17 protein-coding genes, 9 tRNA genes and 1 pseudogene are annotated in these 23,722 nt (G+C 36.5%); 1 reads left to right on the top strand and 26 read right to left on the bottom strand.

All coding sequences use genetic code 11. The features are described from left to right. Nucleotides 1-4: 4 nt before the first annotated feature. The 24 genes from MP478_RS10445 to MP478_RS10330 form a co-directional block, all read right to left on the bottom strand. Nucleotides 5-2,701 carry a DUF6493 family protein gene (locus MP478_RS10445; RefSeq protein ID WP_257200431.1) on the bottom strand — a complete coding sequence of 899 codons (2,697 nt, stop codon included), beginning with the start codon at nucleotides 2,699-2,701 and terminating at the stop codon, nucleotides 5-7. After that, a complete protein-coding gene (locus tag MP478_RS10440) occupies nucleotides 2,682-5,213 on the bottom strand; it encodes a DUF6493 family protein (protein ID WP_257200430.1) in 2,532 nt (843 codons plus the stop codon). The genes MP478_RS10445 and MP478_RS10440 overlap by 20 nt, the downstream gene beginning before the upstream one ends. A gap of 296 nt (nucleotides 5,214-5,509) precedes the next feature. After that, nucleotides 5,510-7,483, bottom strand: coding sequence for an AAA family ATPase (locus MP478_RS10435; RefSeq protein WP_257200429.1), 1,974 nt, complete (start codon nucleotides 7,481-7,483; stop codon nucleotides 5,510-5,512). 120 nt (nucleotides 7,484-7,603) lie between these two features. Then, nucleotides 7,604-8,155 carry a 3'-5' exonuclease gene (locus MP478_RS10430; protein ID WP_257200428.1) on the bottom strand — a complete coding sequence of 184 codons (552 nt, stop codon included), beginning with the start codon at nucleotides 8,153-8,155 and terminating at the stop codon, nucleotides 7,604-7,606. A gap of 232 nt (nucleotides 8,156-8,387) precedes the next feature. After that, a complete protein-coding gene (locus MP478_RS10425) occupies nucleotides 8,388-9,401 on the bottom strand; it encodes an RNA ligase, Rnl2 family (RefSeq protein ID WP_257200427.1) in 1,014 nt (337 codons plus the stop codon). Between the two features lie 4 nt (nucleotides 9,402-9,405). Further along, on the bottom strand, nucleotides 9,406-9,777 hold the full coding sequence (locus tag MP478_RS10420; protein WP_373567439.1) for a cyclic-phosphate processing receiver domain-containing protein: 372 nt from the start codon (nucleotides 9,775-9,777) through the stop codon (nucleotides 9,406-9,408). Between the two features lie 61 nt (nucleotides 9,778-9,838). Continuing rightward, the gene (locus MP478_RS10415) at nucleotides 9,839-10,324 is read right to left on the bottom strand and encodes a ribonuclease H-like YkuK family protein (protein ID WP_257191562.1); all 486 of its coding nucleotides are present in this window, start codon (nucleotides 10,322-10,324) and stop codon (nucleotides 9,839-9,841) included. Nucleotides 10,325-10,512: 188 nt separating this feature from the next. After that, nucleotides 10,513-10,585: transfer RNA gene (locus tag MP478_RS10410), tRNA-Gln, on the bottom strand. 45 nt (nucleotides 10,586-10,630) lie between these two features. Then, nucleotides 10,631-10,703 (bottom strand) — tRNA-Phe (locus tag MP478_RS10405). 236 nt (nucleotides 10,704-10,939) lie between these two features. Continuing rightward, nucleotides 10,940-11,011, bottom strand: a tRNA-Glu gene (locus tag MP478_RS10400). A 751-nt stretch (nucleotides 11,012-11,762) separates the two neighbouring features. Next, nucleotides 11,763-11,834, bottom strand: a tRNA-Asn gene (locus tag MP478_RS10395). Between the two features lie 5 nt (nucleotides 11,835-11,839). Further along, nucleotides 11,840-11,913: transfer RNA gene (locus MP478_RS10390), tRNA-Ile, on the bottom strand. Between the two features lie 74 nt (nucleotides 11,914-11,987). Next, nucleotides 11,988-12,059, bottom strand: a tRNA-Pro gene (locus tag MP478_RS10385). Between the two features lie 68 nt (nucleotides 12,060-12,127). Beyond that, nucleotides 12,128-12,201: transfer RNA gene (locus MP478_RS10380), tRNA-Arg, on the bottom strand. 4 nt (nucleotides 12,202-12,205) lie between these two features. Then, nucleotides 12,206-12,282: transfer RNA gene (locus MP478_RS10375), tRNA-Lys, on the bottom strand. A 9-nt stretch (nucleotides 12,283-12,291) separates the two neighbouring features. Beyond that, a tRNA-His gene (locus MP478_RS10370) sits at nucleotides 12,292-12,364 on the bottom strand. 568 nt (nucleotides 12,365-12,932) lie between these two features. Continuing rightward, a complete protein-coding gene (locus MP478_RS10365; RefSeq protein ID WP_167449355.1) occupies nucleotides 12,933-13,061 on the bottom strand; it encodes a penicillin-binding protein in 129 nt (42 codons plus the stop codon). Nucleotides 13,062-13,306: 245 nt separating this feature from the next. Continuing rightward, nucleotides 13,307-14,329 carry a soluble NSF attachment family protein gene (locus MP478_RS10360; protein WP_257200426.1) on the bottom strand — a complete coding sequence of 341 codons (1,023 nt, stop codon included), beginning with the start codon at nucleotides 14,327-14,329 and terminating at the stop codon, nucleotides 13,307-13,309. Next, nucleotides 14,319-16,013: an APC family permease gene (locus tag MP478_RS10355; protein ID WP_257200425.1), complete on the bottom strand. Its 1,695-nt coding sequence runs from the start codon at nucleotides 16,011-16,013 to the stop codon at nucleotides 14,319-14,321. Before MP478_RS10355 ends, MP478_RS10360 begins: the two co-directional genes overlap by 11 nt. Next, complete coding sequence (locus tag MP478_RS10350; RefSeq protein WP_257200424.1) at nucleotides 16,003-18,381, bottom strand: hypothetical protein; 2,379 nt, start codon at nucleotides 18,379-18,381, stop codon at nucleotides 16,003-16,005. Before MP478_RS10350 ends, MP478_RS10355 begins: the two co-directional genes overlap by 11 nt. Continuing rightward, the gene (locus MP478_RS10345) at nucleotides 18,372-19,115 is read right to left on the bottom strand and encodes a hypothetical protein (RefSeq protein WP_257200423.1); all 744 of its coding nucleotides are present in this window, start codon (nucleotides 19,113-19,115) and stop codon (nucleotides 18,372-18,374) included. The genes MP478_RS10350 and MP478_RS10345 overlap by 10 nt, the downstream gene beginning before the upstream one ends. Continuing rightward, nucleotides 19,088-20,221, bottom strand: coding sequence for an AAA family ATPase (locus tag MP478_RS10340; protein ID WP_257191567.1), 1,134 nt, complete (start codon nucleotides 20,219-20,221; stop codon nucleotides 19,088-19,090). The genes MP478_RS10345 and MP478_RS10340 overlap by 28 nt, the downstream gene beginning before the upstream one ends. After that, on the bottom strand, nucleotides 20,221-20,868 hold the full coding sequence (locus MP478_RS10335) for a hypothetical protein (protein ID WP_257200422.1): 648 nt from the start codon (nucleotides 20,866-20,868) through the stop codon (nucleotides 20,221-20,223). The genes MP478_RS10340 and MP478_RS10335 overlap by 1 nt, the downstream gene beginning before the upstream one ends. Before the next feature lie 211 nt (nucleotides 20,869-21,079). Continuing rightward, nucleotides 21,080-21,469: a VOC family protein gene (locus MP478_RS10330; RefSeq protein ID WP_257191569.1), complete on the bottom strand. Its 390-nt coding sequence runs from the start codon at nucleotides 21,467-21,469 to the stop codon at nucleotides 21,080-21,082. Between the two features lie 319 nt (nucleotides 21,470-21,788). On the opposite strand from MP478_RS10330, the gene deoD reads away from it, so the two are divergent. Continuing rightward, a complete protein-coding gene (deoD, locus tag MP478_RS10325) occupies nucleotides 21,789-22,499 on the top strand; it encodes a purine-nucleoside phosphorylase (RefSeq protein ID WP_257191570.1) in 711 nt (236 codons plus the stop codon). A 56-nt stretch (nucleotides 22,500-22,555) separates the two neighbouring features. Here the strand turns inward: deoD and MP478_RS10320 are convergent. Both MP478_RS10320 and MP478_RS10315 read right to left on the bottom strand, forming a co-directional pair. Next, nucleotides 22,556-23,330, bottom strand: a pseudogene (locus MP478_RS10320) (TatD family hydrolase). After that, on the bottom strand, nucleotides 23,327-23,641 hold the full coding sequence (locus MP478_RS10315; protein WP_257200421.1) for a hypothetical protein: 315 nt from the start codon (nucleotides 23,639-23,641) through the stop codon (nucleotides 23,327-23,329). Before MP478_RS10315 ends, MP478_RS10320 begins: the two are co-directional and overlap by 4 nt. Between the last annotated feature and the right edge of the window lie 81 nt (nucleotides 23,642-23,722).

Raw genomic sequence — 23,722 nt, 5'->3', positions numbered from 1 at the left:
AAATTTATTTTTTAAGAAGAAGATTGCAGATTTTTTTCAGGCTTGAGTTTTCTTTCCAGTCGTTTAGTTTTTGTTGTACCTCTTTATTAGCTTCCGACTGGTTTAAAGCTATGACTTCATGGTAAACCTCCAATAATTTTTTCAAATTAGTGACAGGTTCTTCCATTTGAAGTAATATATTTGATATTAATTCTTCTAATGCGTGATTGTGATTTTTACTGACATTCAGCATATGGTGCTGCATAAGATCAGTAAGCCTTTTAACAGGCGCCCATTCCAGTTTTTCATGCAGGCCGATTACTTTTCCTAACCGTGCATTATTGATCATTTGATGGGAAACATGTTCCAGCCATATTTCGGCAGCAATACCTCTGATTGTTTTATCGCCATCGAGGAAAATAGTTCCCAGAAAGAGATATCCCATTTCGTCCAAAGGTTTTTTGATCTGATAAAGGGCTTTGGCAGTATTCAGAACCAGATTTCTTTCATACACTTCTGCCAATCCTGAATAGAACAGGCATATTTTAATAACTCTGGCAAGAATATTGGCCTGGGCATTTGGGAAACTCCACATAAAAGCAGGGATTTCAGAAAAATCCTTTTGTTCCGCAATGAAATACTCCATAAGGAGCTGATCTTTTTTCTTTTCAAAGCGGTATTTGGGAATGCTGATGTTCAATTCAACAGGATAATATGAATTCTTATTACTGTCTATTGTTTTCCATTCATACATTCCGGAAAAAAACTCCTTAGGGATATTTTCATATCCGAAATTTTTAAATTCCTCAAAAGTAATATCCTGAGACCGTGTGATTCCGGCAGTCATCCACCAGGCAGGATGTTCAAATTTCCCTTTTGGAGTTTTATATTTTCCAAACAAGAACAACAGGAGATCTTTATATTCTCCTTTCAAATTTTTCTCAACCAACGGCACTGCTTCCGCAGCATCGTCTAATGCACATCGTTGTAATGCCAGCTGAACATCCAGCTGATTAGGCTCAATATTTTTATTTTGGTAGATTTCAAATCTTTCCACCAGCTTCACCGGAGAAATCCAACAAGGTGTATGGGTTACCGTAGACAGCAACGGAGTTGTATCACCTGACCGGATTTTATGGTAAGCATCAATGGCAATTTCCTTGAACACTTTCATAGCAAGACCTCCTACTCCAACCCCTTCTATTGGGCCTATTTTTTTATAATAGCTTGAATAGGCTTCTCTTGAAGCTTCATTCTCACGGGTTTTAGCATATATTTTTTCCAGGTTTTTCAGTTCGTCTGGGAATTTTTCCAATAAGCTTAATCCATAATTAATAACCAGATTACAGAGGATCACATTAAAATAAGGGACCTCCCATTTCGCGATCGTTTTACAAGCTTTCAGAAATACAGGTTCTATTAATATTACAGATTCTGTATCCACCTCATCAGCAAAACGGATGAGCCCGGCCAATGCAATATCATAATAATAGCTTTCCGGATTTTCTATTGCCAAAGGAAGAAGGAACATTAAATCTTCAAAGCTTTGAGGCTCTTCAACCCTGTTTTCTTTGGTAATTAATGTTAATCTTTCAGTCGTAATATTCTCCAGCTCGTGCGGTGTATCTTCAATATATTTTGCTAAAACAGGGCGTATATTAGCCAGTATATTATCTGAATAATGAGAAAGTGATTCTTTTATATTTTCAGAAACAGGGATATATTTTATAATAATCTTTGATGCCTTAGACTGTATTCCGTCATCCTTACTTACAAATGCTGTGCTTAAAGCCATTCCCAACATCTCCGGATTAATTCTTCTTCTCTGGAAAATTTTTTCCGTTAGGATAAGACTGGAGGCTACTACAGTTTTAACTTCAGAACTCAATAAATTAGGAAGATAATGGGAAAATTCATCTATTTTAAATTCAGGATTCTGAATAATTTTTTTCAAATGCACCAATATGGTATTGATTGCTTTGGATTGGGCAGACGTTAACCCTGCCAATAATTCATTCTGAAGCTCTACAAGCTCTTCATCTGTTGGTTTTAATGCAGTAAATGCATCCATAAACCAACCCGTAACATTTTTATTAAAATTTCTGTTGGAAGCCAGAAGACATTCTCTCAAAAATCTTTTCCTGTCAATTTTCTTTTCTGCGACCAGCTTTTGAATGATAGGAAACCATTCCTTATGAAATGGTAATGATTTAGAAGGATATTCACACAAATACCAGAAATGGGTTTTCAATGTTTCAGGATATTTATCCAGGTTTTTGGGATAATTACACAAATGATATCCCAGGAGCTCAGGTTTAGGCTGTATATATCCTTTCTCAGCCCATTCTAAAACATGCAGATAGTTAAATGTTGTAAATTCTGCCTCTACAGACTCATTGATAAAGTCTGAAAACCAGTCCGGGCATCCCCACTCCAGTATTTTCTCAGTCTGCTCTATATTTCGGAAAAGGTTCCAATAATTTTTTCCGAAATTTTTCTGATCCATACAGGCAAGCGATGCAATATCTACAATAGAGTGCTGGTCTGCAGAGCCTGCAGTATGGTAGGAGTTTTTAGTCATGACGATCTTATTGATCTCCCTGTCCATTTTTTTTATCGTCGGTACAAGTGCTTTTCTTTCGTCAATAGAAAGCTGTTTCAAAAAAGGTACGATCTCATGTATTTTTCCCTCGTTAAGGATCTCATAAAGTCTTTCTTTCATGTGTTTTAATTTGATGAATAATTTTTTTCAGGTTATTTTCTCTTTCCCAATTCTGGAGCTTCTCAGCAATAGCTTCGTCCGCTTCAGATTGGTTCAGGTTTAGTAGTTCATAATAAAGCTCAAGGATTTTTTTCAGATTAAAAACAGGTTTTTCAATGGCTGCCAGGGTGGAAATCAGCAGTTTCTCAAAAAGCTGATTATGTCTGGAGCTCAAATTGATACATCCAGCCAGTCCATCTGTCAGTCTTTTAACCGGAGCCAATTCAAAGTTGATATTTTTACCGATTAACATTCCCAGTTCCCGGGCATCAAAATCCTTTGAAAACGCCCTATTTATCAGTACCTCAAAAGCCATACCAGAGAATATTCTATCTTTATTCAGCAAGCCGGCAGATAGAAATAAATAATGTATGGGCTGAAAAGGTAAATTCAGCTTCATCCATGCATCAAGAAATTCTATATTTCCTTTAATATCATACTGATACACAGCATTGGACAAAGTTTCATTATATTTTTTTGCGAAAACAGAGCCTGAAAAATAGGGAGCTGTATATACAATACTAATCAGGTCATCATGATAAACGCCATGATAAGAATTGAATAAAAAATCTAAAAGAGTTGAATCCTCCGTAATTTCTTTCCGGTTTTCAATACTTACCAATACTTGAGGAATTTCCTCCGTATTATTCCATTTATAGACTTTTCTGCGGCTTAGCTTCCAATCAAAATTACCATCAAGATAGGCATCCTCATACCTGTCTGTAAAATAATCCCCGTTAAAAACAGGTTTCAGAAAATTAAAATATTCTGCATCGAGCTGCTCTTTTGCATAGTGTTCAGCCTGTTTCAGGTTTTCTTTTTTCACCCTAAGGACAGCCATTTGCAGGTCGAAAGCCATAGGCCGTTCATCCTGATCCTGGTATATCTTTATTTTATCTATCAGCGTAAAAGCAGAAACCCAACAAGGGGTATGATCCGGAACTGAAAGAAGCGGAAATTTCTTTCCTTCTTTTAACCCTTCGAAAATATCTAAAAAAAACTGTTGATAGGCCCTGAGAATTAAAGGAGTTCTTTTCTCACCCCAATTTTCCAATCGGGGAAACTCTAAACGGGCTTCCAGCAGAACATCAGAGGTTTTCTTTTGCTTTAGCAAGCCATAATTGATAAAAAACGTAGCTAATAAATGACGTAACCCTGATGTTCCTTTTAATTTATAGGCTGCTTTAAATGCGGGCTCAAGCTGATTAAAATGATCTTCTTCAAGTTCATTATTAAACCTCATCAAAGTTGCCAGAAACTGGTCTATGTGATAGGTTTCTTTGTTATTGAACACCCGGGAAGCCAAAAATATAAAATCTTCGACTGTTTCTACAGAGGCTATAGGCTGTGGTACATACCATAAGCCACTTACGAAGTTCTGTTCTTCTTTAAGCGCTGGCTTCTCTTCATTAATCAGAAACTGTCCCAATAATGTATGGGTATCTGAAAGAAAATTCTCTTTATACCCTCTCAGTTCTTCTTTTATAGTATCAGATTCCGGGTTACCATATTTAGCAATAATTTTGGCTCCTCTCGTCTGTATCGTTTTATCTTTATTCAAAAATACGGGCATCATGAGAATACAGATTTTTTCTCTGAGCTCTTTATTGCTTTTTGCAATCTTTTCCAAGATCATCAGTACTCCATTTAAAACACTCTTTGTAGAAAGTGTTAACAGGCGTTCTACAGCATCTAAAAATGCTTCTGTTTTAAATTCTTTTTCTGTAATAACAGGATTTAAAGCCTTAAGTATTCCCGGAAATAATGACTGTTGTGTAGAATGAAAAATTAGAAACAGCTCTTCCTGTAATTTCAAGATTTCGTTGTCTGTAGGCTCAAGATAAGCGAAAAGCTCCAAAAACCATGTGTTATGTTCTTTTGAAAAGTTAAAGTGAATAGCCTTCAGACTTGACTTTAAAACCCTGTTGCGGTCAATCTTATCTTTTTGAACAAAATTTTTTAACAGATCCTTCCAGTTTCTTTCGCCATAATGTTCCGTAATACAGGATTCATATTCAAATAAAAGCCAGATATGGGTCTTCAGGGTAACAGGATAGGTGCTTAGTTCGTCTTCTGAGATAGATGATGTAAGCAGGGATGCACATATTTCATTATCAACGGTAAGATAACCTTTCTGCCCCCATTCCAGCATTTTTAAATATCCAGTTTCTCTTAAAAATAAATAGCTTTCACCAATCCATTCGGGAACATAGGATTCAAATAATTCATCAATAAGTTCTACCGGCATAGAATAATATCCAGGGCTTAGATTTTCGTATTCATTTTTGGTTTTACAGCACGCCAAAGCCGCCAACACAGAAATACTATTGTGCCCCCATTCTTTGTTTATAAATTTCTTTAAAAGAGCGGCAATTTCTTTTTTGTCTTTCGGTGTAAGCTTCTTCAGAAAAGGAACAATTTCCTTAATTTTATAGTTTAAGTATATGGCTTTAAACCCCTCCTCAATAAGCATAAATTCATTCTTGGCAGCTAAAATAACAAAAAATGCCTGACACGCAGTAAATTATCCCATAAAAGTGATTTTTTTAACAAAATATTAAGTTAATAAAAGCCATAGTATCACATATTTTAACTATTACACTAAAATCCCATAGTAAAGATATATGTTTAGAAAAGATCCATATATCTTACTTTTTCAACTTTAAATTAAACTGCAGGGGATTTTATATAATACAGGGGATTTAAAAAACAGGCTTACATATATTTAAAAAGCAGAGTTCCGAAAGGATACTAATCTTGTCAGAGGCATTACATTTTAAAAGTTCTTTCAACTTCGGTTAAGCCCATTTTTGCCAGATGCCTGTATACTGTTGGCAGAGTAAGATTTCTTTTTTCAGCAATTTCAAAAGGAGGCATACCCTCATCAAATAATTGGAATGTAATCAGGTGGGTGGGCTTTTTTACAACAAGTACAGAGGTATCCATTTCATTTGTTTTATAAAATAAAGGAACATCCAGTAAGCAGCATTCTTTCAGCCTTTCAATATAGTCTCCAAGATCAGACAGGAATATTTTAGTTTCTTCATTATAAGCTTTTAAGCCTTTGGTACCTATCGTTTCAGAGTAAAACTCTTTTAAAGGCAACAGGAAATCTTCAGCCACTCTTTTATAAAAAAAATCAACAGCTCCTTTGCATTTTTCTTCAATTTCGGACCATTGGCTATTTCCTCCCGTAAAGCTTCTGGCCATTTGCCGGATGACCCTTTTAAACCTTTCAGAAATTTTAAAAAGCTTTTCGCTTTCCGTTATAAAATTTTTTGACAGCAATTCCAGTCTTTTCTGATCTGGTACATCTGCTGACCATGCAGTGCCTGTCCAGGTTATTACAGCATATTTTATCCATTCTGCATCTATAGTCATCTGTACTTTATGAAGGCTATGGTCATATTTTTCCTGTTCCAGAAGCTCCTCTAAGATATCGTTAGCATTGGTAGATTCCTGAAAATCTTCAATCCTGAGATCTTTAAATATAGCTTTCTGCAGAATTTCAGACTTCAGAACAATTCCTTCCAGTGTACGGCAACGGCTTAATGCTACATACACCTGACCGCTGGCAAAAGATCTTCCGGCATCAATGATCACACGATCAAATGTCAGTCCCTGGCTTTTATGAATGGTAACAGCCCAAGCCAGACGGATGGGATATTGTTCAAAACTACCCACTATTTCTGTTTTGATATTCTTGTCAGCATCAAGACTGTATTTTTTATGTTCCCAGACCTCCCTGGTAAGCGTTATTTCTTCTTTGGTTTCGTGTAATATAGCTTTCACAATCTCATCATCCAGATAAGAAATTTCTGCAAGCTTACCGTTATAAAATTTTTTAGCAGGTGATGAATCATTCCTTATAAACATAATCTGGGCTCCTTCTTTTAACTCCAGAGTTTCCTCATTGGGATATTGGGATTCTTTAAAATCACCAATCACCGTAGCTTTATACAAGTGTGAATCCTCAGCTAGCTCAGCCAGTTTTTTCTGATTAATATGATCTGCGATACGATTGTGTGAACACAAATGAATATAGGCTTCATTTTCAGGCTCAAATTCCGGGTTATACCGGGAATTCAGCTGAGCAAGTTTTTGGCTGCTGATATCTGCATGCCGGACCGCGTTCAGGATATCGAGAAATTCCTTATCCTGCTGACGGTAAACTTTCATGAGCTCTACTGTCACCAAAGAGATTTTCTGTAATGCTTTGGCAGAAAAGAAAAACGGAGTTTCATAGAATTGGGATAAGATTTGTGCTACATCATCCCTCACTACCGGAGGCAGCTGGTATAAGTCGCCAATTAAGAGGAGCTGTATTCCTCCAAATGGCAGCTGATTTCTTCTGACCCGTCTCAGAGAATGGTCCATCATATCCAGCAGATCGGCTCTTACCATGGATACTTCATCAATAACAATCAGTTCAATCTCGCGGAAAAGGTCCAGTTTATCTTTTCTGTATTTGAAATGTGGAAAAAGCTCATTGATATTCATTGCCAGATTAGGATCAATGTGTTCTGTGGTGGGCACAAACGTTCGTGACGGGATAGCAAACAACGAATGAATGGTAACGCCGCCGGCATTTATTGCAGCAATTCCCGTTGGGGCCACGATGATATGCTTTTTACGCGTTTTTTTTACAAAATCGTTGAGGAAAGTCGTCTTCCCTGTTCCTGCTTTGCCTGTCAAAAATACGCTTCTGCTGGTATGTTCGAGTAATTCGACGAGTGCCTCCACTGAATAAAAAGTTTTGATCAAAGTTAAATCATAAAAAACGATTCGCAATATTGCCCATAAAAAAACTCCCTTTTTCAAGGGAGCCAATACTAATGATGTCGTTCGGTTGACGACTGTATTTTAATAATTTTCCAGGCACCAGTGCAGAATCTTTGCAATATTCTTAGCATCATCCACTCCCCGGTGATGGGTACCTTCCAATGTAAGTCCCAATTCACCTAAGGCCCTGTTCATTCCTACACTTTTTCTTATGGTAGGATGAATTTCTCCGAATAAGGTTTTCACATTGATGTGGTCATCTCCCATGGGATAATCCAGATAAAATCTCTGTGCCTGATCTTTAAGCATATTCAGGTCGTAGTTTCCATAGCTGGCCCATGTCAATTCTTCGGAATCATACTCTGCTCTCAGGATATCGAATGCATCTTCCAGCATGATTCCTTCGTTATCCAGCATGTTCTGGGTAAGGGTTGTAAGTTCCGTACAAAAGGGGCTTACTTTGGAGTATTGCGGCTTTACCAAAATACCTTCATTTTTGGAGATCTTTCCAGTCTTTGCATTCATAATACAAACCCCGATTTCGATGATCTCACTTTCCTGACCTCTTGGTGGACGGTCATTCCAACACGTCGCTTCAAGGTCTACAATTAATATATTTTCTGTTGTTTTCACTTGTTTAATTTTTTTTAAATTGTTGTTTAACCACCAAAGGACTTCACAATAAATAGTCATCTGATCTTCTTTATTTGCTGTTGAGACTCCTACGGAATGACCAACTGGATGTATTTTCAAAACATGAGTGTTCTTCTCAACCGTTTCATCGTGACTAAAAAATAACTAAGTGCTTACCTTCTTTTGTGGTTTAGGTTTTATACATAAAAAGCTTCGGTAAAAAATACCGAAACTAGACTTTAACGGTCATCAATTCTTCTTTGATAAAATCAATGACTAATGCATTCAACTTTTTGTTGATTCTTTTCTGCTCTTCTTTTTCAATGGTTGTGAAAACTGCCGGAAAATCTTTTTCAAAATCTTCCAAAATATCCTGAGCAAAAAGACCGATAACTTTCCCTATTATTTTAGGATCAAATTCCCCAATTTTGCTCACTACATTGTTCAGCCTGTTGACTGTTGCATATCTTTGTATTTCTTCCCAAATATTCTGAGCTGTTTCACTAAAATGGATTTGTTTTTGAACAGTTTTAGCCCGTTTTTTCACCATTTTAGATTTTTCAATCCATTTTTCATTCTTATTTTTCAGAATGACTCTTGCACCGTTTCCAAAATATTTCGTTTTCAAAGTCTTTACAATAGTTCCTTCACACATATTGTTTATTTCCGGTAACCCTAACCAGGTTGGAATTTTAGAATTGAAAACATTAGGGAACCTCAAAGCTTCTTCTAAAGTACCCTGAAACAAAGTTTTAGCATAGAAAAATCCGGTTTCCTCAAAAATTGAATTGATCATTTCTGTATCCAGATAAGTGACTCCGTTTAACTTGATGTCAAAAGCATAAAATTCGTTGTAAGGGGCATACTCAATACCTTTTTGCACTTTTACAGCACCTTTTACCGGTTCTACATCTTTATGTTCGTAGCCACCACCGAACAATTCGCCATAGATCACTATAGTTTCAACATCCGGATCAATAGTTTTCACTTTCTGAAACACTTTAATTACATTTTTCCTGTAGCGTTCCAACATCTGATGGGCATTGAAAAATTTTTCATCTTTTTCAATAAAAGCAGTTCTCTTCGCGATCTTAATTTCCTTTCCGTCGGTAAAGAATGAGAAATTGGCACCGTGAACTTTTTCCTGTACGATGAAAACCTCATCTCCAAAACCCTGCATCCTGATCTGTTCGATCACGCGGGCCTGGTAAGCATTTTCTATAGCGTTATATGTTTTGAAAATCATTTTTTTAGTTTTTAATAGTTTTAAAATTTTTTAAGAGGCTCATAATATTGTCCTTTCCTACAGGATTCATCGAGTGGCAGTAGAATTTGGGTAAGTCTAAAGAATTATCCATACAAAATTCTATCAGCCATTTAGCACACTCATATCCTGTTTTTTCAGCGTATTCAGACGAACCTGTTTTCAGATAATTTTCATCTGCAAGGTCGTGGTCAAAAGAGATCATTTCCGGAAGTCCTTTTTCCAAAATCCTATTGACAAACTGTTCGTAATTCCGAACGATATGCCAGTCTTTTCTGAGAAAAACATCCTGTTTGGTATAATGATATGCTTGAACAGGATACCTTATATCATCCAGAAATAATAATCTTTTTGTCATTTCCATAGTTTAATTCTTTATAACCTCCATTTCCTGCTGCTTCAGTGGTCATAATATCTGCTTACACCATCATATCAGCACAGTTGGAACTTGCGAAAGCAAAAGGCTTTGCTTTGAATACATATCCCATCCCCAGAATATATCCCATTGCGTCTTTTAATGCTACATTGGATTTAAAATCAGGATCGGTATTAATATCCGCGTGTACCTCCATTTCCACTCCATAGGTATCCAATACAGAGCAAATTGTGTAGGCAATTTCCACAGATTTGTTGACTTCATTCAGCATTCTCTCTTTGATACTGATACTCTGTATCTCTCTTTCTTTTCTAATAAAGGTAAACGCTCCTTTTCCTTCACGAATAAATACTACTGCCGTAGCATAATTGATGGCTTCTCCATATACATGAGAATCTGATCCCACACATACTTTCAGACGGTGTCCGTTTGCCAATTCGCGAATGATGGCTTCTTCTACCAGCTGTGTGATAGACTGTTGGAAAATCTTTCCGTTCATATTCTGCCATGTTTGTTGTTGCGTTTCCATTTTTTCTACATATGTTTATTGATAATTAATAAATGATTACTGATTGATAAATAGCCAATAGTGAATTTTAAAACCGACCGCAATGCGGATTGACTATTCATTTTTTTTGCACTCCGAACCGGACCCGAGCCTATACTGTCAGTTTTGGAGACTGAAATGTTACCATTACAATATCGGAGTGGATGATGTTAATTCATTAGGATTCGAACCTAAACTACAAGAATCAAAATCTTGTGTGCTCAACCGTTACACTATGAATCAGGCTATGAGTAATAAGCAATGCCATTACTTATCATTCATGTTTTGTGGAACAGACAGGAATTGAACCTGTACCTTTAGTTTTTCAGACTAACGTGCACACCTTGTACACCACTCTTCCGGCTTTTTATAAGTAATGATTTGTTTTTCAATGATTATTCATTATTTATTTAGGTTTGAGAAAGCTCTGTCTATTTAAAAACTATGCCTGTTAGTATTTGTAAAGATCAACTGCGCTTGACAAACCTTTCTCTTTTCCTAATTTCCATGTGCATGATGACTGGTCAAATGTATTTTCAAACTTGAATTTTCATGGTATTATTGTCATTCAATATTGACCAGTTCATGCATATCTTGTACTCTATAAGGGAATCGAACCCTTATTTTCTGCTCGAAAGGCAGGCGTCCTCACCATTAGACGAATAGAGCAATAAAACCAACTGATCAGGAATCGAACCTAAACAACAAGAGTATATTTCCTGCATGCTGCCATTACATTATCAGCGGTTGTGGAAGTAGTAGGATTCGAACCTACTCAGCAATGAAGCGACAGATTTTAACTCTGCCCTTTTCATTTTTTTAAGGAATCGTTCAATTCATTCCTCATGTCAGTCTACCCCGACTCTCCAACTTCGGCGTACTTCCATTTTCATGAGTAACCAGCAATGAGTTTCATTTTCCAAAGGAGGAAATAAAGTTTGTCTCTATTTTTTTGTTTGATATAAGAACTTCTACGCTCGACAAACTCTTATTTTTTCTCCTGAACTAATCTCATTTTAGTTATTTGAGATGGCTATGGGATTGTTCATAACATTCTTATTTTTTTATTTGAATTCACGAATGTTTCACATTTCAAAACCCACTCAGCATATGCAACGGTTTTGCAGACCGCCCCAACTCTTCCACTTCGGCGAACCATCAGATGATAAATGATGAATGGTAATGGATTGATTTTTACCACTATCATCTCGTTTAGATATTTAAAAACAAGAGCCTGTCATTATTTTTTATTTGATATAAGAACTTCTACGCTCGACAAACTCTTCTTTTTTTTATCAATGGCAATCAGTTTGTGGGAGAAGGAAAAAGTCTGTCTCTAATTTTCGTGTTTGGCGTAAAGATCTTCTGCTCTCGACAAACTTTTACTTTTCTTCTGAAACAATTAACATTTTATTATCTGCGATTCTGGAAAGACTCGAACTTTCAACTTCCGGTTTAACAAACCGATGCTCTACCATTGAGCTACAAAATCTTTTGTAATTCCGGAAGGACTCGAACCTTCAACCTTCGGTGTATCAGACCGACACTCTAACCACTTGAGCTACGAAATCATTTTAATACGTGAATAGTAAATAATCAATTCACTTACACAGCAACATTTACCATTACCTTATTCACTTTTTTGTCTGGAAAGCAAGATTCGAACTTGCGACCTCCCACGTCCAAGACGGGTAAACAACCACCGTTATCTTTCCAGTTTTGCAGATTCACTTCAAAATTCTTTTCCGAGAGACAGTCGGAGCTGAAATTTTCCGTGAATCTTTGTGATCCCGAGAGGACTCGAACCTCTAACCCTGGGTTTAGAAAACCCATGCTCTATCCAGTTGAGCTACGGAACCGGTTTGGTAATCTCAGAAGGATTTGAACCTTCAACTCCCGGTTTAAAAGACCGGTGCTCTAACCACTTGAGCTATGAGATTTTATAATTTGGGTATCTTCGGGGATCGAACCCTGTTCTCCGATTCCACAGACCGGCGCTTTACCAAATAAGCTAAAGAAACCATAAAAAAAGCACCTCTTTTCGGGAGGTGCTTCATATATTCTAACGTAATAGATCATACACTGACCCACGTATATAAGCACCTTTTATCCACAATTCCACGATCAATAATACACAGAGGAGATATCGGCTCTTGTCCGAATACTCTTGAATATAGATTGAATATGCTATGTAATTGTTTCATTTTATTTTTTGTTTGTTTTTAAATTATTTTTTGAAATCCTGAAAACCTGTTGCTTTCAATTTTCGGTTGCAAAGTAAATATGTTTTTTTGAAACCTCCAAATAAATTTCAAATACAACCCACTGTAAATCAAACAATTAAGTCATTAATTAAGAATAAGAAATATCTGTCCGCAATGTTTTGCGGATATATTAATTACCTAAATGACTGTCTCTCACCGGGTTGCTTATCACTCTATTTTATCGTATTAAAGTTTCATTGTTAGTTATTAAATTTTCATGTTTATGGTTATTTTTTTTCATTCTAAATAATTTCTGACCAAAAAAACAAAAAACGCCTCGAAAAATCGAGGCGTTTTTGCAGTATTTTGATTAAATTTTTACGAGTTTACAGTAAATAATTTCCAAAGTCAGCACATTTTGCCTCATTCCATATCGTCCATTCATATCCGAATAGCCCCTTTGTAGAAGGGCGTCCGCATAGTTCTGCATTGATATGTGCTCTTTGTATTGTCATAATTTTCTGGGGCAAAGATAATATTTTTTGTAATTATTTTATAGTTTTCACAGGATGGAGTAATAAAACAATCGCTTTAAACACTCTTTTTTGCCACAACTGGCTTTAAAATTTCTACTATTTTTTCAATAGATTTTACATGGAATGTTTTAGGGCTAAAAGGGAATCAATTAAATTAATTCTGATGAAGCAGCCAGTCATTTTCAACCGTTTGTTTTTTTACCCATAGAGGTATTTCATTACTCTCAATTTCTAAACATTTTATTTCTGCCGGTTTTAAACCTGGAGATATCTTTCAGAATTACATCATCATCAGGATTGAAATATTTTAGTTCGTTTACAATTTCTGAACGTATTCCTATTTTTTCTGCAATGATTTCATAGGCAATGTTTCTGGTTGTCGTTTGTAATTTCGGATCTTTTCTGAACTCATGTTTCATGGCATCCAGGTAGGTCATCTTTTTATAATCCGGAGTCTTTTCATATAAATTTCTAATTTCCGTTTCCAGTTTCTGAACATCATGGATATTGGCAAAATAGTTATTAAGGCAGTTGAAAGGATCTTTATTTTCTTCCCAACCCTTTAACAACACTTTTTGTGCCTCTTCTCTATTTTCCATCTTTTTACGGTAGATCAAAGAAGCCTTTACCATCTGATTATTCGCAGTATAGTCATCTGCAACCATTTGGTAATAAGCGTGGGCATTTTTAAGATCATTAATTTCTTTATAAAGATCTCCTACCTTTTCCTTCTGCTCCATCTCTCTGTAAAGCTCAATTGATTTTTTATATTGTTTTGCCTTTTCATAACAGATGGCAGCATCGGATTTGTTGTTTAATTTCTTAAGATATACCGCAGCAGCTTCATTGTAAAATGCTCCATCTTCCAGGGTTTTTGCCCCTCTGTAATTGTCCTGAAGTAAATTCATGTAGACTTTTGCCGCTTTTTTATACTCTTTTTCGGCGATATATTTTTCTGCCAGTTCTTCATATTTACTTCTGATCCTGTCAAACAATGAACTTTCAAGATAAAAGCTCCCTCCTCCGGCACCTCTTTTCCCTGAGTTTTGTGCATTCTGTTCTTTATCTTTTAAAGCAGCGATGACGATAAGTATAATAAATGCTACCACTAAGAAAATCACCAATGTACCCACCACACTCCAGAAACTTTCATGAAACAGCTGGGCTACGATTCCAATTACCTTAAACATTACTAAAAGGACAAAAGCAGCCATGAATTTGTCTGTAAATTTCTGTTTATTCATCATCTTCGGTGTTTAAAATGGTTTTATCTTCCCTGAACAAACGGTAAAGAAGCAGTATAACACAAATGATAAGGGCCCATACAAACCAGTTGTAACCGAACATTTTCACCAACGGATAAAACAGGTATATCAACATCATCACAAGTATGGCAATTAAAAGAAATTTTATCCAGCCCGGCACATTATCACCTCCCAGATGTAAGGCTTTTTTCTTAAAGATAAAGAGATAGATTCCCACCGCACCGATCATAAAAATAATAAGATAAAGAATATCGGAAACCGCAGCCTTCTCTTCAGGCTTGCTTCCTCCTGGTTCCACACCTTTGATCTTAGATTTTCCAACGGGTGCTGAAGAAGCATCCACCAGATCTATGGTTCCATAAAGTCTTCCCAAAGAATCTGCCATCAGGACCTGTTTCTTTCTTACAAGGTATTTTACCACATCTCCATTGACAGGTTTCCCCCTGCTATATTGTTTCAGGGAATCCGAAAGCTTCCGTTTCAGCTTTTCAGTTCTCGCTTCAATATGCTTTTTGATTTTTCTGCTGTAGATTATTTTGAGGGAGTCCCTGCTTTGTTTCTCTTTGGCAACAAGCTTGTCTATATCCGGACTAATTTCATTAAGATTTCGTCCTCCTGATTTTCTGTACTGTTCCCTTTCTTTCTCTTTAGCTGATATCATTGTGCTTGCGACATGAACTTCTTTAGATAAAACGGCCCTTCTATCCTGATATATAGAATCAATCTTCTGATCAATTTCCGAGATTCCGGATTGGAAGGCAACCATATCTGAAGGGTCTTTTACTGCATCGGTGACAATACTTCCCGAAGAAGTACCAGTTTCTTCCTGTTCTTTTTTATCTTTATCTGAGGGTAATGCAAATCTTAAGATGACAGCAATCACCAACATTGCCCAAAATATCCGGCGGGAGTTTCTAGCCCTTTTAGTTTCAGGTTTTCCACCAGTGTTTCCAAATAAACCTTCAAACCAGGAAAATTTTTCAAAACCATTTCCTCTGGAAGTCCCCATAATATCCAAAGGAACTCCTAATTCGATTGCTCTTTCAGGATATTTTTCAATATATTTTAAATACTTTTCAATTTCTTTTTTATTTCCGGCCATTACCTTTTTAAGATCAAAGGGCAGGTTCTTCGTCCATTCTTCTTCAGTTTGCTTCGGCTGTAATGCTTCCAGGATTTTTTCATCATCCATTTCTACAGTATAACTCTCAATGTTCTGAGCAATGTGAACACCGTTTGCAGGTCTTCTGATTATTTCCTCTATTTTTCCGGGTTCCTGAATTAAAGCAATCCAATTGATTTCTTCCGATAGTTTGACCAATCCAAACTCAGGATGCATAATGATAAACCGGGAATCCAGATGTTCCCAGTCTTCCGGATTAATCTTAGGATAAAAGACTGTATGTTCCGGTATAAAAAATCTGTCATTTACCGACTGGAAGTAAGCATTTCTCCCAATCTCATGTGGAATTTGATCGTTAAAAATAAGAAAACACCCGTAGAGTATATTGGGGGTATCGGATGGAATAGCATAAGATTCTACCTGACTTAAGCTGATATCAAGATCTTCCATTTCCTGAAGCCATATGACCGGTGAAGAGCCTTTAATTAAAAGCCCTTTTTTAGGAAATTTATTTTTCGGAAAAGGTTTAATTCTAAGCTCCATAATCCAAGATCTGTTCTATAAATGCTTTTAAAAACCGGGAACACATTTCTTCCATTGTTTTCACCTTCAGCAAAGCATGTTCGGGAAGATAATATTCTGAACCTCCAAACTCTGTATACGTGGCCAGCGATAAAAATCCATAGGCAGTAGAGGGGATAAAAAACTCTTCAATTCCTTTATTACTGCTTCTGAAAGTCAATATTCCACGGGAATCCGTAATAATCTCGCTTCCATCAGGAAAGGTAAATTTATTTTTATGCTGTTCTGCAAAAATTATAATTTCCGATTTGTTTTTATAAAGATTTAATGAGTTTTCATAGAGACTGCTCAGTTCATTGGCTGAAACAACCAGGTTATGATTATCATTAATTCCGATTTTGTTAAAACTATTGATAATTTTCAATCCGCTTCTATCGAGTTTAGCTACTTCGGCTTCCACTTTTGTTTTGTTTCTTTCGATTTCTTTTTCTTTACCGGAAACGGTTTCCAGCGAAATATTTCCATCAATGTTTATTTTGTAATGAACAGGATTTCCAGGATGGTACAGATAAAAGCTTTTACCAAAATACAGCAGCTCATAGGAATCCCCAATATTCATTCCGGTAAGATTCTGCTCAGAATATTCTTTGGTATTGATGTTAAGCTTGGAAATTAATTTTTTATCTGCCTGATATTGGCACAGGATAAAATGCTGCTGTTTATTTTTTGCCAATGCAAACTGTCCTCTTGGTTTTACAGAGACCTTTTCGAATAAAACTTCACAGCCATGAAATGTTTTATAATAATCATAAGAATGTCTGTCATAATAATTATCTGACAGATACGTTTTCAGCAAATCCTTTTTTGAACTCAAAACAAAAAATTCTCCTTCATATAAAAACTGGGCAATTTTACCGGCAGGCATTGGAAATAAAATAGGATAGTTTTGGGGAAGATCGGTTTTCTTGCCGTTACTATTTTCTGAAGAATATTTTCTTCGTGGAGGATTGGCCCATAATTCCGGCAAAGGAAGTTTTATTTTCTGAATATGTTTTCTTGCCCCTTTATCATGTTTATAGAAATTGATCTCGCCATCTGATGTGGTTGTTACCAAAAATTTGAGCCTTTCTCTATTTTCATGGATTACTTTCTGAACCTTTTCATCTTTTGTACTTTCCTGATGGGTAATAAAGAACACTTCAATATCTTTTTCAGAATGCGGCCCACTAAAAAAATTTTCCAGGGCTTCTGAAACTTCAAGAACAGGGCTCACTTTATTCAGGTTTTCAACAACTTCTTCTACCGTGTTAAGCGACATTGGAACACTATCCTGTCCTAAGGCAAAAACCCTGCATTCTGAATGGGCTTTGGGATGTTTAATAATGGCCATTGCGGCAGCAAAAGCAAGCACTTTTGGAGTTCCCCAGTTTCTAAGGGAGGTATCAATCAGGATCACTCTCTCAAAAATATTTTCTTCAGGTGGAATCTCTCTCTGAATATAAAGGGCTTCATTATTGGCCACGCGGTTCATAAATATTTCATCCTCATTGGCAAATTCTGAAAGAAGCATCCTGTGAAAGTCCCCTTTATTGGTCATATCGGAAATTCCTCCTATAGGCTGCTCTCCCGGAGAAAGGTGGCGCATCGGAATTTTCAGTCCGCTCCAGATTCTTTTGATAAGGCTCCCTACCTGAAATGTTTTAGGCTCTTCCACCAATTCCCTAATGAAATCTTTATCGGTATCTGAGGTTGTCTCTTCCTGTACAAGTTCGTCATCGAGTTCAGGTTCTTCCACAAGTCCTTTCATCGCGTCAATGATAGACTGAACGGTAGGAAATTTTTCATTGAGATCCAATGCTTTTAAATCTCTGTTTAAAACAGATGGTCCGGCATGTTGTTTTTCCGCACCTGAAGCGAGTTCGTGAGGTCTTTTATAATAGGCATTCAGATTAAGTTCTGCATTCACAGAAGATAGTCTGTGATGTACATCTTTAAAGAGAGTCTGCAAAAGTATGATTCTATTCTGCCCCAGTTTATAAGCTTTGGGAAGTGATTTTATTTTTTCAAGAAATTCGATTTCTCTTTCTGCATTAAACTCAAAATTCCCGACACTGTAAAATTCAGCTGTACGTTTTAAGGGAGTTTCAAAATCGGTGTATCCTTCCTGTGTGGCATATAAAACCATCAGCAATGCTCCAAAAGGTGGCCATCCCTGTGGCTGAAGCTCCTTCAGGATTTCCATTACATAAGGTCTGTAAGCAATGGCTCCCACTCCCGGGACAGAGAGCAGGTTATGATCATGATATCCGGAATCACCGGGAACATCTTCATCGGTTTTCCATTCCCAGAAATAATTTTCATAGGACTGGAAGTATACCTTTAATTCCATTCTTTTGATTTTTCAGTAAGACGGAATGAGCTGACAGACAACTGACGGAAATCGGTATCCTTTAAGTAAAGATAATTTCCATTTTCATCCCATAAAAGACACCCGTCTGATTCTTTATTATATTTCTGCTGTAAAAATATACTCATATTTTTAAACTCAAAATCCAATCCCGAAGGTAAAAGATGCTTGTCTTTTGTCCAATATGTTTTTCCCGGAAGGCTTAATAACGGTGTTCCTAAGAACAGTGCTTTATCCCCTATGATTGTCCAGTCTATTCTTTCAAGTTTGAATTTTGCTGTTCCGGCTATGCTTTCACTAATGTCTGATATTAGGCTTAATAAAGCAATTACCGGCTGTTCTTCATTGTTTTCCTTTAAGCGGATCTGAATTTTTTCACTAATTCCGAAATAATTTTGATTGGAAGCCGGAAATGTAAGACGCAATGCCTTATCTATCGACGTCCAAAGTAAAGCAGACCGCATTTTTTTACTCGGAACCAATGCATCTTTCCGGAATAAAAGACCCTCATGCAGCTCATACAGTAAAAAATCTGGAAACTGATGAATTTCCGAAGCTATAATCTGCTCATCGGTAAAACCTTTGAGCCAAATCGTTTCGTCGTCCACTGCAATCAGTACATTTTTCCAGTCTCTGATCGACCCCAGGAAATCTTCATTCCTGCGGGGAAGTTCTGCCCAAAATTCTTTTATACACTTTGAAGGATCTTCTGCCATAAGCTTTCAATTTCTTGCCGGATATATTCTTTCTGTTCAGGATTCCTGATCCAGTCACAACGGGTCTGCAGGTATCTCAGTTTATCTTTAATCACATTCTGTTCTTCAAAACTCAGTGTTCCACCATTCCATTTATCGGTAAGGATCTTCACATCCTTCATTACTTCTTCCGGATTGGGCGTTTTGTTGTGCATCGCCTGTGGATGGGAATTTGGGTGGTCATCCTTTTCAACAGTCCTGTTGATGATTCCTTCCAGGATTTCAATCTGCTCTTCTGTATCCCAGATATGTTTCAGAACCCAGAGATCCGAGAGAATGGCCTCATTTCTTCCGCAGATCAGGGCACTAGCAGCAATCAGGTTTTGAAGTTTTACAGCTCTACGGTCTGAAATGGCAATTCCTGTATTTCGTAGATTTATAATAGTATTCAGATACACCTCATAAATAGGTTTAAGATCTATGGTTCTGCATAAATTCTGAAGCTCTCTGATCTCATGCACCTGAATTTCAGGAGTTTCAGTTTCTTCTTCATTTTCAAGTTTCCTTCCGGCTAAAAGAACCTGATGGAGTAACTCGGGATTTACATAATCTACATTGATTCTCACCAGGAAACGGTCAAATAATGCATTTAATGCTTCATCTTCGGGAAGAACATTACTTGCACCTACAAACATCAGCGCCGGCAACTGTTTAGTTTCTTTTCCTCTTTTGAATATTTTCTCGTTGAGAGCCATCAACAGTGAGTTCAGAATAGCGGAATTGGCATTGAAGATCTCATCCAGGAATACCATGGACGCTTCAGGCATCATTCCTTCTGTATTGGTAAGAAGTTCACCTTCTTTTAATTTTCTGATATCAAAAGGTCCGAAGATCTCATTGGGTTCTGTAAAACGGGTTAATAAATATTCAAAGTTTTTCCCATCTTTTACCGTTTTGGACAATGTTCTGACAATGGCTGATTTTGCAGTTCCCGGGGGACCATATAAAAAAGCATTTTCTCTTGCCAAAAGACAGATTCCCAGTAGATCGACTACATCATTTTTCCCTACAAAAGTATCTTTTACGTAGGTAAGGACTGTATTAAGTTTATTGATATTCTGAGTCATTAATTTTCTTCAGTTATTATTTTTAGTTCTCTCCAGAATGCGTCTTTATGCATTCCCAATTCTGCAATAAGCATTGTATTGATCGCCGGAATTTCTGCCCGTTTATAATCTCTTTTTTCAAGAATTCTTTCGAGATATAGCTTCCGGTACGTACGGTCTTTTAATTCTTCTTCCCAGCTTATATGCTTCAAATCAAGATCATATCCTATTCCCGAATAATGAAATTCTGTCAGAATATCTTCAAGCATCCCAATCAAAACATCTTCCGGATCCAGTGTATTTAAGGCTACCATGATCTGTGGAAGGAATCTTAAAGACATATCCGCAGATAGTAGAGAAGAGACATCTTTTTTTCCTTTAAACCTGGAAATAAGGCGGTCTATATTTTTTGCTGTGTTTTCCCTGATCAGATAAAGCCGTGCACTGTGATACAGTATTTTTCCTGCCCACACTGCTGCTGCTCTGTCACATGGCATTCTTCCAGATAAAAATTCAAGCCTTTCCTTTTCAAATTCTGTTTCAAAATAGTCCTCTGCCTCTCCTTCTTCTTTGGGAGAAATCTCCTGTAAGTCTGAAAAAAGAGTAATGCATTCAGTTTTTCTGAGCAAAAAGATCGTATCTAAGAATGGTGATTTGGCTTCCATCATTTAACAAAAATAGAATTATTTCGTTGAGAATAAAATTTTTAACTCAAGGATTGATATCAGATACTGAATCTTTTTTTGTTTTGATGTAACAGTGAAGATGATCTAATTAATGTAATGAAACTCTACAGGTTGTACTTTGCAACTTTATATTTTCCAACATTCATGAAATTTCATGAGTGCGTTATTGCTAAAAGCTTTTGCAATGATCATATCAGGCTACTATTTCAACAATATTGTCTTCCGGATCAAGAATAACACTTTCATAATAGCCGTCACCTGTAGTTCTTGGCTCTCCGGCGATGGTATAGCCATCTTTTCTCAGGAGTTCTGTAAGTTCATTTACCTTTTCTTTAGTTTCGACAGCAAATGCCAGATGGATAATTCCAAACTGTTGGGAATCATAAGATCCTGTATTTTCTTTAATATCGGGTCTTGTCATAATTTCAAGACGGCAGCCAGTCTCAAAACTCAGAAAATACGATTCAAAATTTTTAACAGGATTATGGTATTTTTCGTTGGAAACAGCTCCAAAATATTTCTGATAGAATTCTTTAGTTTTTTCAAGATCTTTTACCCAGACGGCAAGGTGTTCAATTTTCATTTTTCTATATTTTTAACTATTGCGTGGCAAAATTAGCTGGCTCCACGTTGCCATATCTGCTCTCTGTTATTCTATTCTTGTTCTGTATTTACAAAAGGTAAAAACTCATGCTGAAAATCATTAAAAGCTTATGTTCTAATGAGTACAGGCTCACTCAATATGAAGTTTTCAACAGACGTTATACAAAACTGCATTCAAAAACACGTATATATACCATTTTATGCATTATTTTTTTCATGAGAAGGCTTCGTTGTTTCACTCATAGTAATATCACATACAATCTAAAAGTTATTATCTTTGCATCTGTCAAAATAAAATTATGAGTATTCACATCAGTGCCAACAAAGGAGAAATTGCTAAAGTAGTATTGCAGCCGGGGGATCCGCTTCGTGCACAGTATATTGCTGAAAATTATTTAGAAAATGCAAAACTGGTAAGTAAAACCAGAGGTATATTTTATTATACAGGTCTTTATAAGGGTAAAGAAATCACGGTAGGAGCAAGTGGAATGGGCTTTCCAAGTATTGGAATCTATTCTTTTGAGCTATTCACAGAGTATGAGGTAGATACTATCATCAGAATTGGAACTTGTGGTGCTTATACTACAGATCTTAAGCTTTTTGATATTTTAAATATTGAAAACGCAGCCAGCGAAAGTACATATGCTAAATATGCATGGGGAATTGAAGATGAGATTCTTCCTCACCAGGGAAATATCTTCAATACCATTAATGAAACTTCTAAAGAGTTATCCTTAAACGCAAAAGCAATCAATATACACAGTAGTGATATTTTTTACAGAAAAGATCCTGAGACTCCTGCTATTGCTACAAAATACAATTGCCCTGCAGTGGAAATGGAAGCTTTCGGATTGTTTGCGAATGCTCAGCATTTAGGAAAAAATGCAGCTACTATCCTTACGGTAACTGACATTATCCCAACACATGAAAAAATTTCTGCTGACGAAAGAGAGAAAGCCCTGAATCCAATGATGGAACTGGCATTGGAATCAGCATTGAAAAGTCTATAAAAGCGAATTCGCTTAAGAAATAAAAAAGAGCTTTACTGTATCAGTAGAGCTCTTTTTTATAACCTGAAAAACTTCCTGGCAGCTTCTGTAGTTTCATCAGCAACTTCGGAAATACTTATTTTTTTTAGATGGGCAATGGTTTGTGCCACATAGGGGTTCGTTCCGTCTGTTCTGAATTCTCGGCATATTCTTCGGGAGCATGAAAGGGGCATCTGTTTCAATCATCATCCTGTCGAGGGGAACATATTTAATAACATCTTCCAGTTGTTTAAATCTTTTCTCATCGCTGATTGCTCCGGTAAAGCCTAAGTAAAATCCTTTGTCCAGATATATTTTTGCTTCATCCAAAGTTCCGGTAAAGCAATGAACTACTGCTTCCGGTAATTGGGAAAGATATTCATCTGTAATATCATTAAATCTTTTAAAAGCTGATCTTTCATGAAGGAAAAGAGGCTTATCCACTTCAATCGCCAATTCTAGCTGAGCTCTGTAGCATTTTTCCTGAACAGGTCTTGGGGAGAAGTCACGGTCAAAATCCAGTCCGCATTCTCCTACTGAGATGACATGTTCCTGTTGTAAAAGTTTTCTCAGTTCACTGATGCTTTCGTTATTAAAAGATTTGGCATCATGAGGATGGATTCCTGCTGTAGAAAATAAAATGTCCGGATAGTCTTCTGCTATTTCTGCAGATTCTCTACTTCCCCGTACGCTTGTTCCCGTGAGGATCATATGCTCTACTCCATTATCCAGAGCACGGTTGATAATTTCGTCATGTTCGTTATAGAACTGTTTATTGGTCAGATTAATGCCAATATCAATGTAGGTATTCATTTCTTTTTTGTTTTATTATTTTTCATATAAAAATATCTTGTTACATATTGGTTTTTCACAGCATCTTTCAATTCTTTTTCTGTATAAAACCTTTTATAATCAGAGCGCTTCAATCCGTTAATTTCTTTTGTTATTTTGACCCATATGGTTTTTCTACGGTTTTTTTTAGTTTTCAGGAAACGTACTTCTTCTTTCAAATGATCTTCGATAGCAGATTTTTCGGTCCTCCGCCATTTTTTATTCCCATATTTCTGTAATTCACGGGAAATTTTACCCTCTTCTCCAGCTCTAAAATCTCCTTTGTTGTACATATTCCTCATGGTTATTGAATAAAAATGATCATCAACATATATAATCGCTATTTAATTTCCGCAAAATTATCTGTTAACAGC

The organism is Chryseobacterium sp. WG14, assembly GCF_024586945.1.
Classification (GTDB): Bacteria; Bacteroidota; Bacteroidia; order Flavobacteriales; family Weeksellaceae; genus Chryseobacterium.
Note: the sequence above shows the minus strand (reverse complement) of the source record. Positions and strands in the feature narration are given on the sequence as shown.

Excerpts from the sequence above, each read along its gene's own strand:
- MP478_RS10445 (WP_257200431.1), bottom strand. The coding sequence starts at position 2,701 with ATGAAAGAAAGACTTTATGAGATCCTTAACGAGGGAAAAATACATGAG.
- MP478_RS10440 (WP_257200430.1), bottom strand. The coding sequence starts at position 5,213 with ATGCTTATTGAGGAGGGGTTTAAAGCCATATACTTAAACTATAAAATT.
- MP478_RS10425 (WP_257200427.1), bottom strand. The coding sequence starts at position 9,401 with ATGATTTTCAAAACATATAACGCTATAGAAAATGCTTACCAGGCCCGC.
- MP478_RS10420 (WP_373567439.1), bottom strand. The coding sequence starts at position 9,777 with ATGACAAAAAGATTATTATTTCTGGATGATATAAGGTATCCTGTTCAA.
- MP478_RS10415 (WP_257191562.1), bottom strand. The coding sequence starts at position 10,324 with ATGGAAACGCAACAACAAACATGGCAGAATATGAACGGAAAGATTTTC.
- MP478_RS10365 (WP_167449355.1), bottom strand. The coding sequence starts at position 13,061 with ATGACAATACAAAGAGCACATATCAATGCAGAACTATGCGGACGCCCT.
- MP478_RS10360 (WP_257200426.1), bottom strand. The coding sequence starts at position 14,329 with ATGATGAATAAACAGAAATTTACAGACAAATTCATGGCTGCTTTTGTC.
- MP478_RS10355 (WP_257200425.1), bottom strand. The coding sequence starts at position 16,013 with ATGGAGCTTAGAATTAAACCTTTTCCGAAAAATAAATTTCCTAAAAAA.
- MP478_RS10350 (WP_257200424.1), bottom strand. The coding sequence starts at position 18,381 with ATGGAATTAAAGGTATACTTCCAGTCCTATGAAAATTATTTCTGGGAA.
- MP478_RS10345 (WP_257200423.1), bottom strand. The coding sequence starts at position 19,115 with ATGGCAGAAGATCCTTCAAAGTGTATAAAAGAATTTTGGGCAGAACTT.
- MP478_RS10340 (WP_257191567.1), bottom strand. The coding sequence starts at position 20,221 with ATGACTCAGAATATCAATAAACTTAATACAGTCCTTACCTACGTAAAA.
- MP478_RS10335 (WP_257200422.1), bottom strand. The coding sequence starts at position 20,868 with ATGATGGAAGCCAAATCACCATTCTTAGATACGATCTTTTTGCTCAGA.
- MP478_RS10330 (WP_257191569.1), bottom strand. The coding sequence starts at position 21,469 with ATGAAAATTGAACACCTTGCCGTCTGGGTAAAAGATCTTGAAAAAACT.
- deoD (WP_257191570.1), top strand. The coding sequence starts at position 21,789 with ATGAGTATTCACATCAGTGCCAACAAAGGAGAAATTGCTAAAGTAGTA.
- MP478_RS10315 (WP_257200421.1), bottom strand. The coding sequence starts at position 23,641 with ATGTACAACAAAGGAGATTTTAGAGCTGGAGAAGAGGGTAAAATTTCC.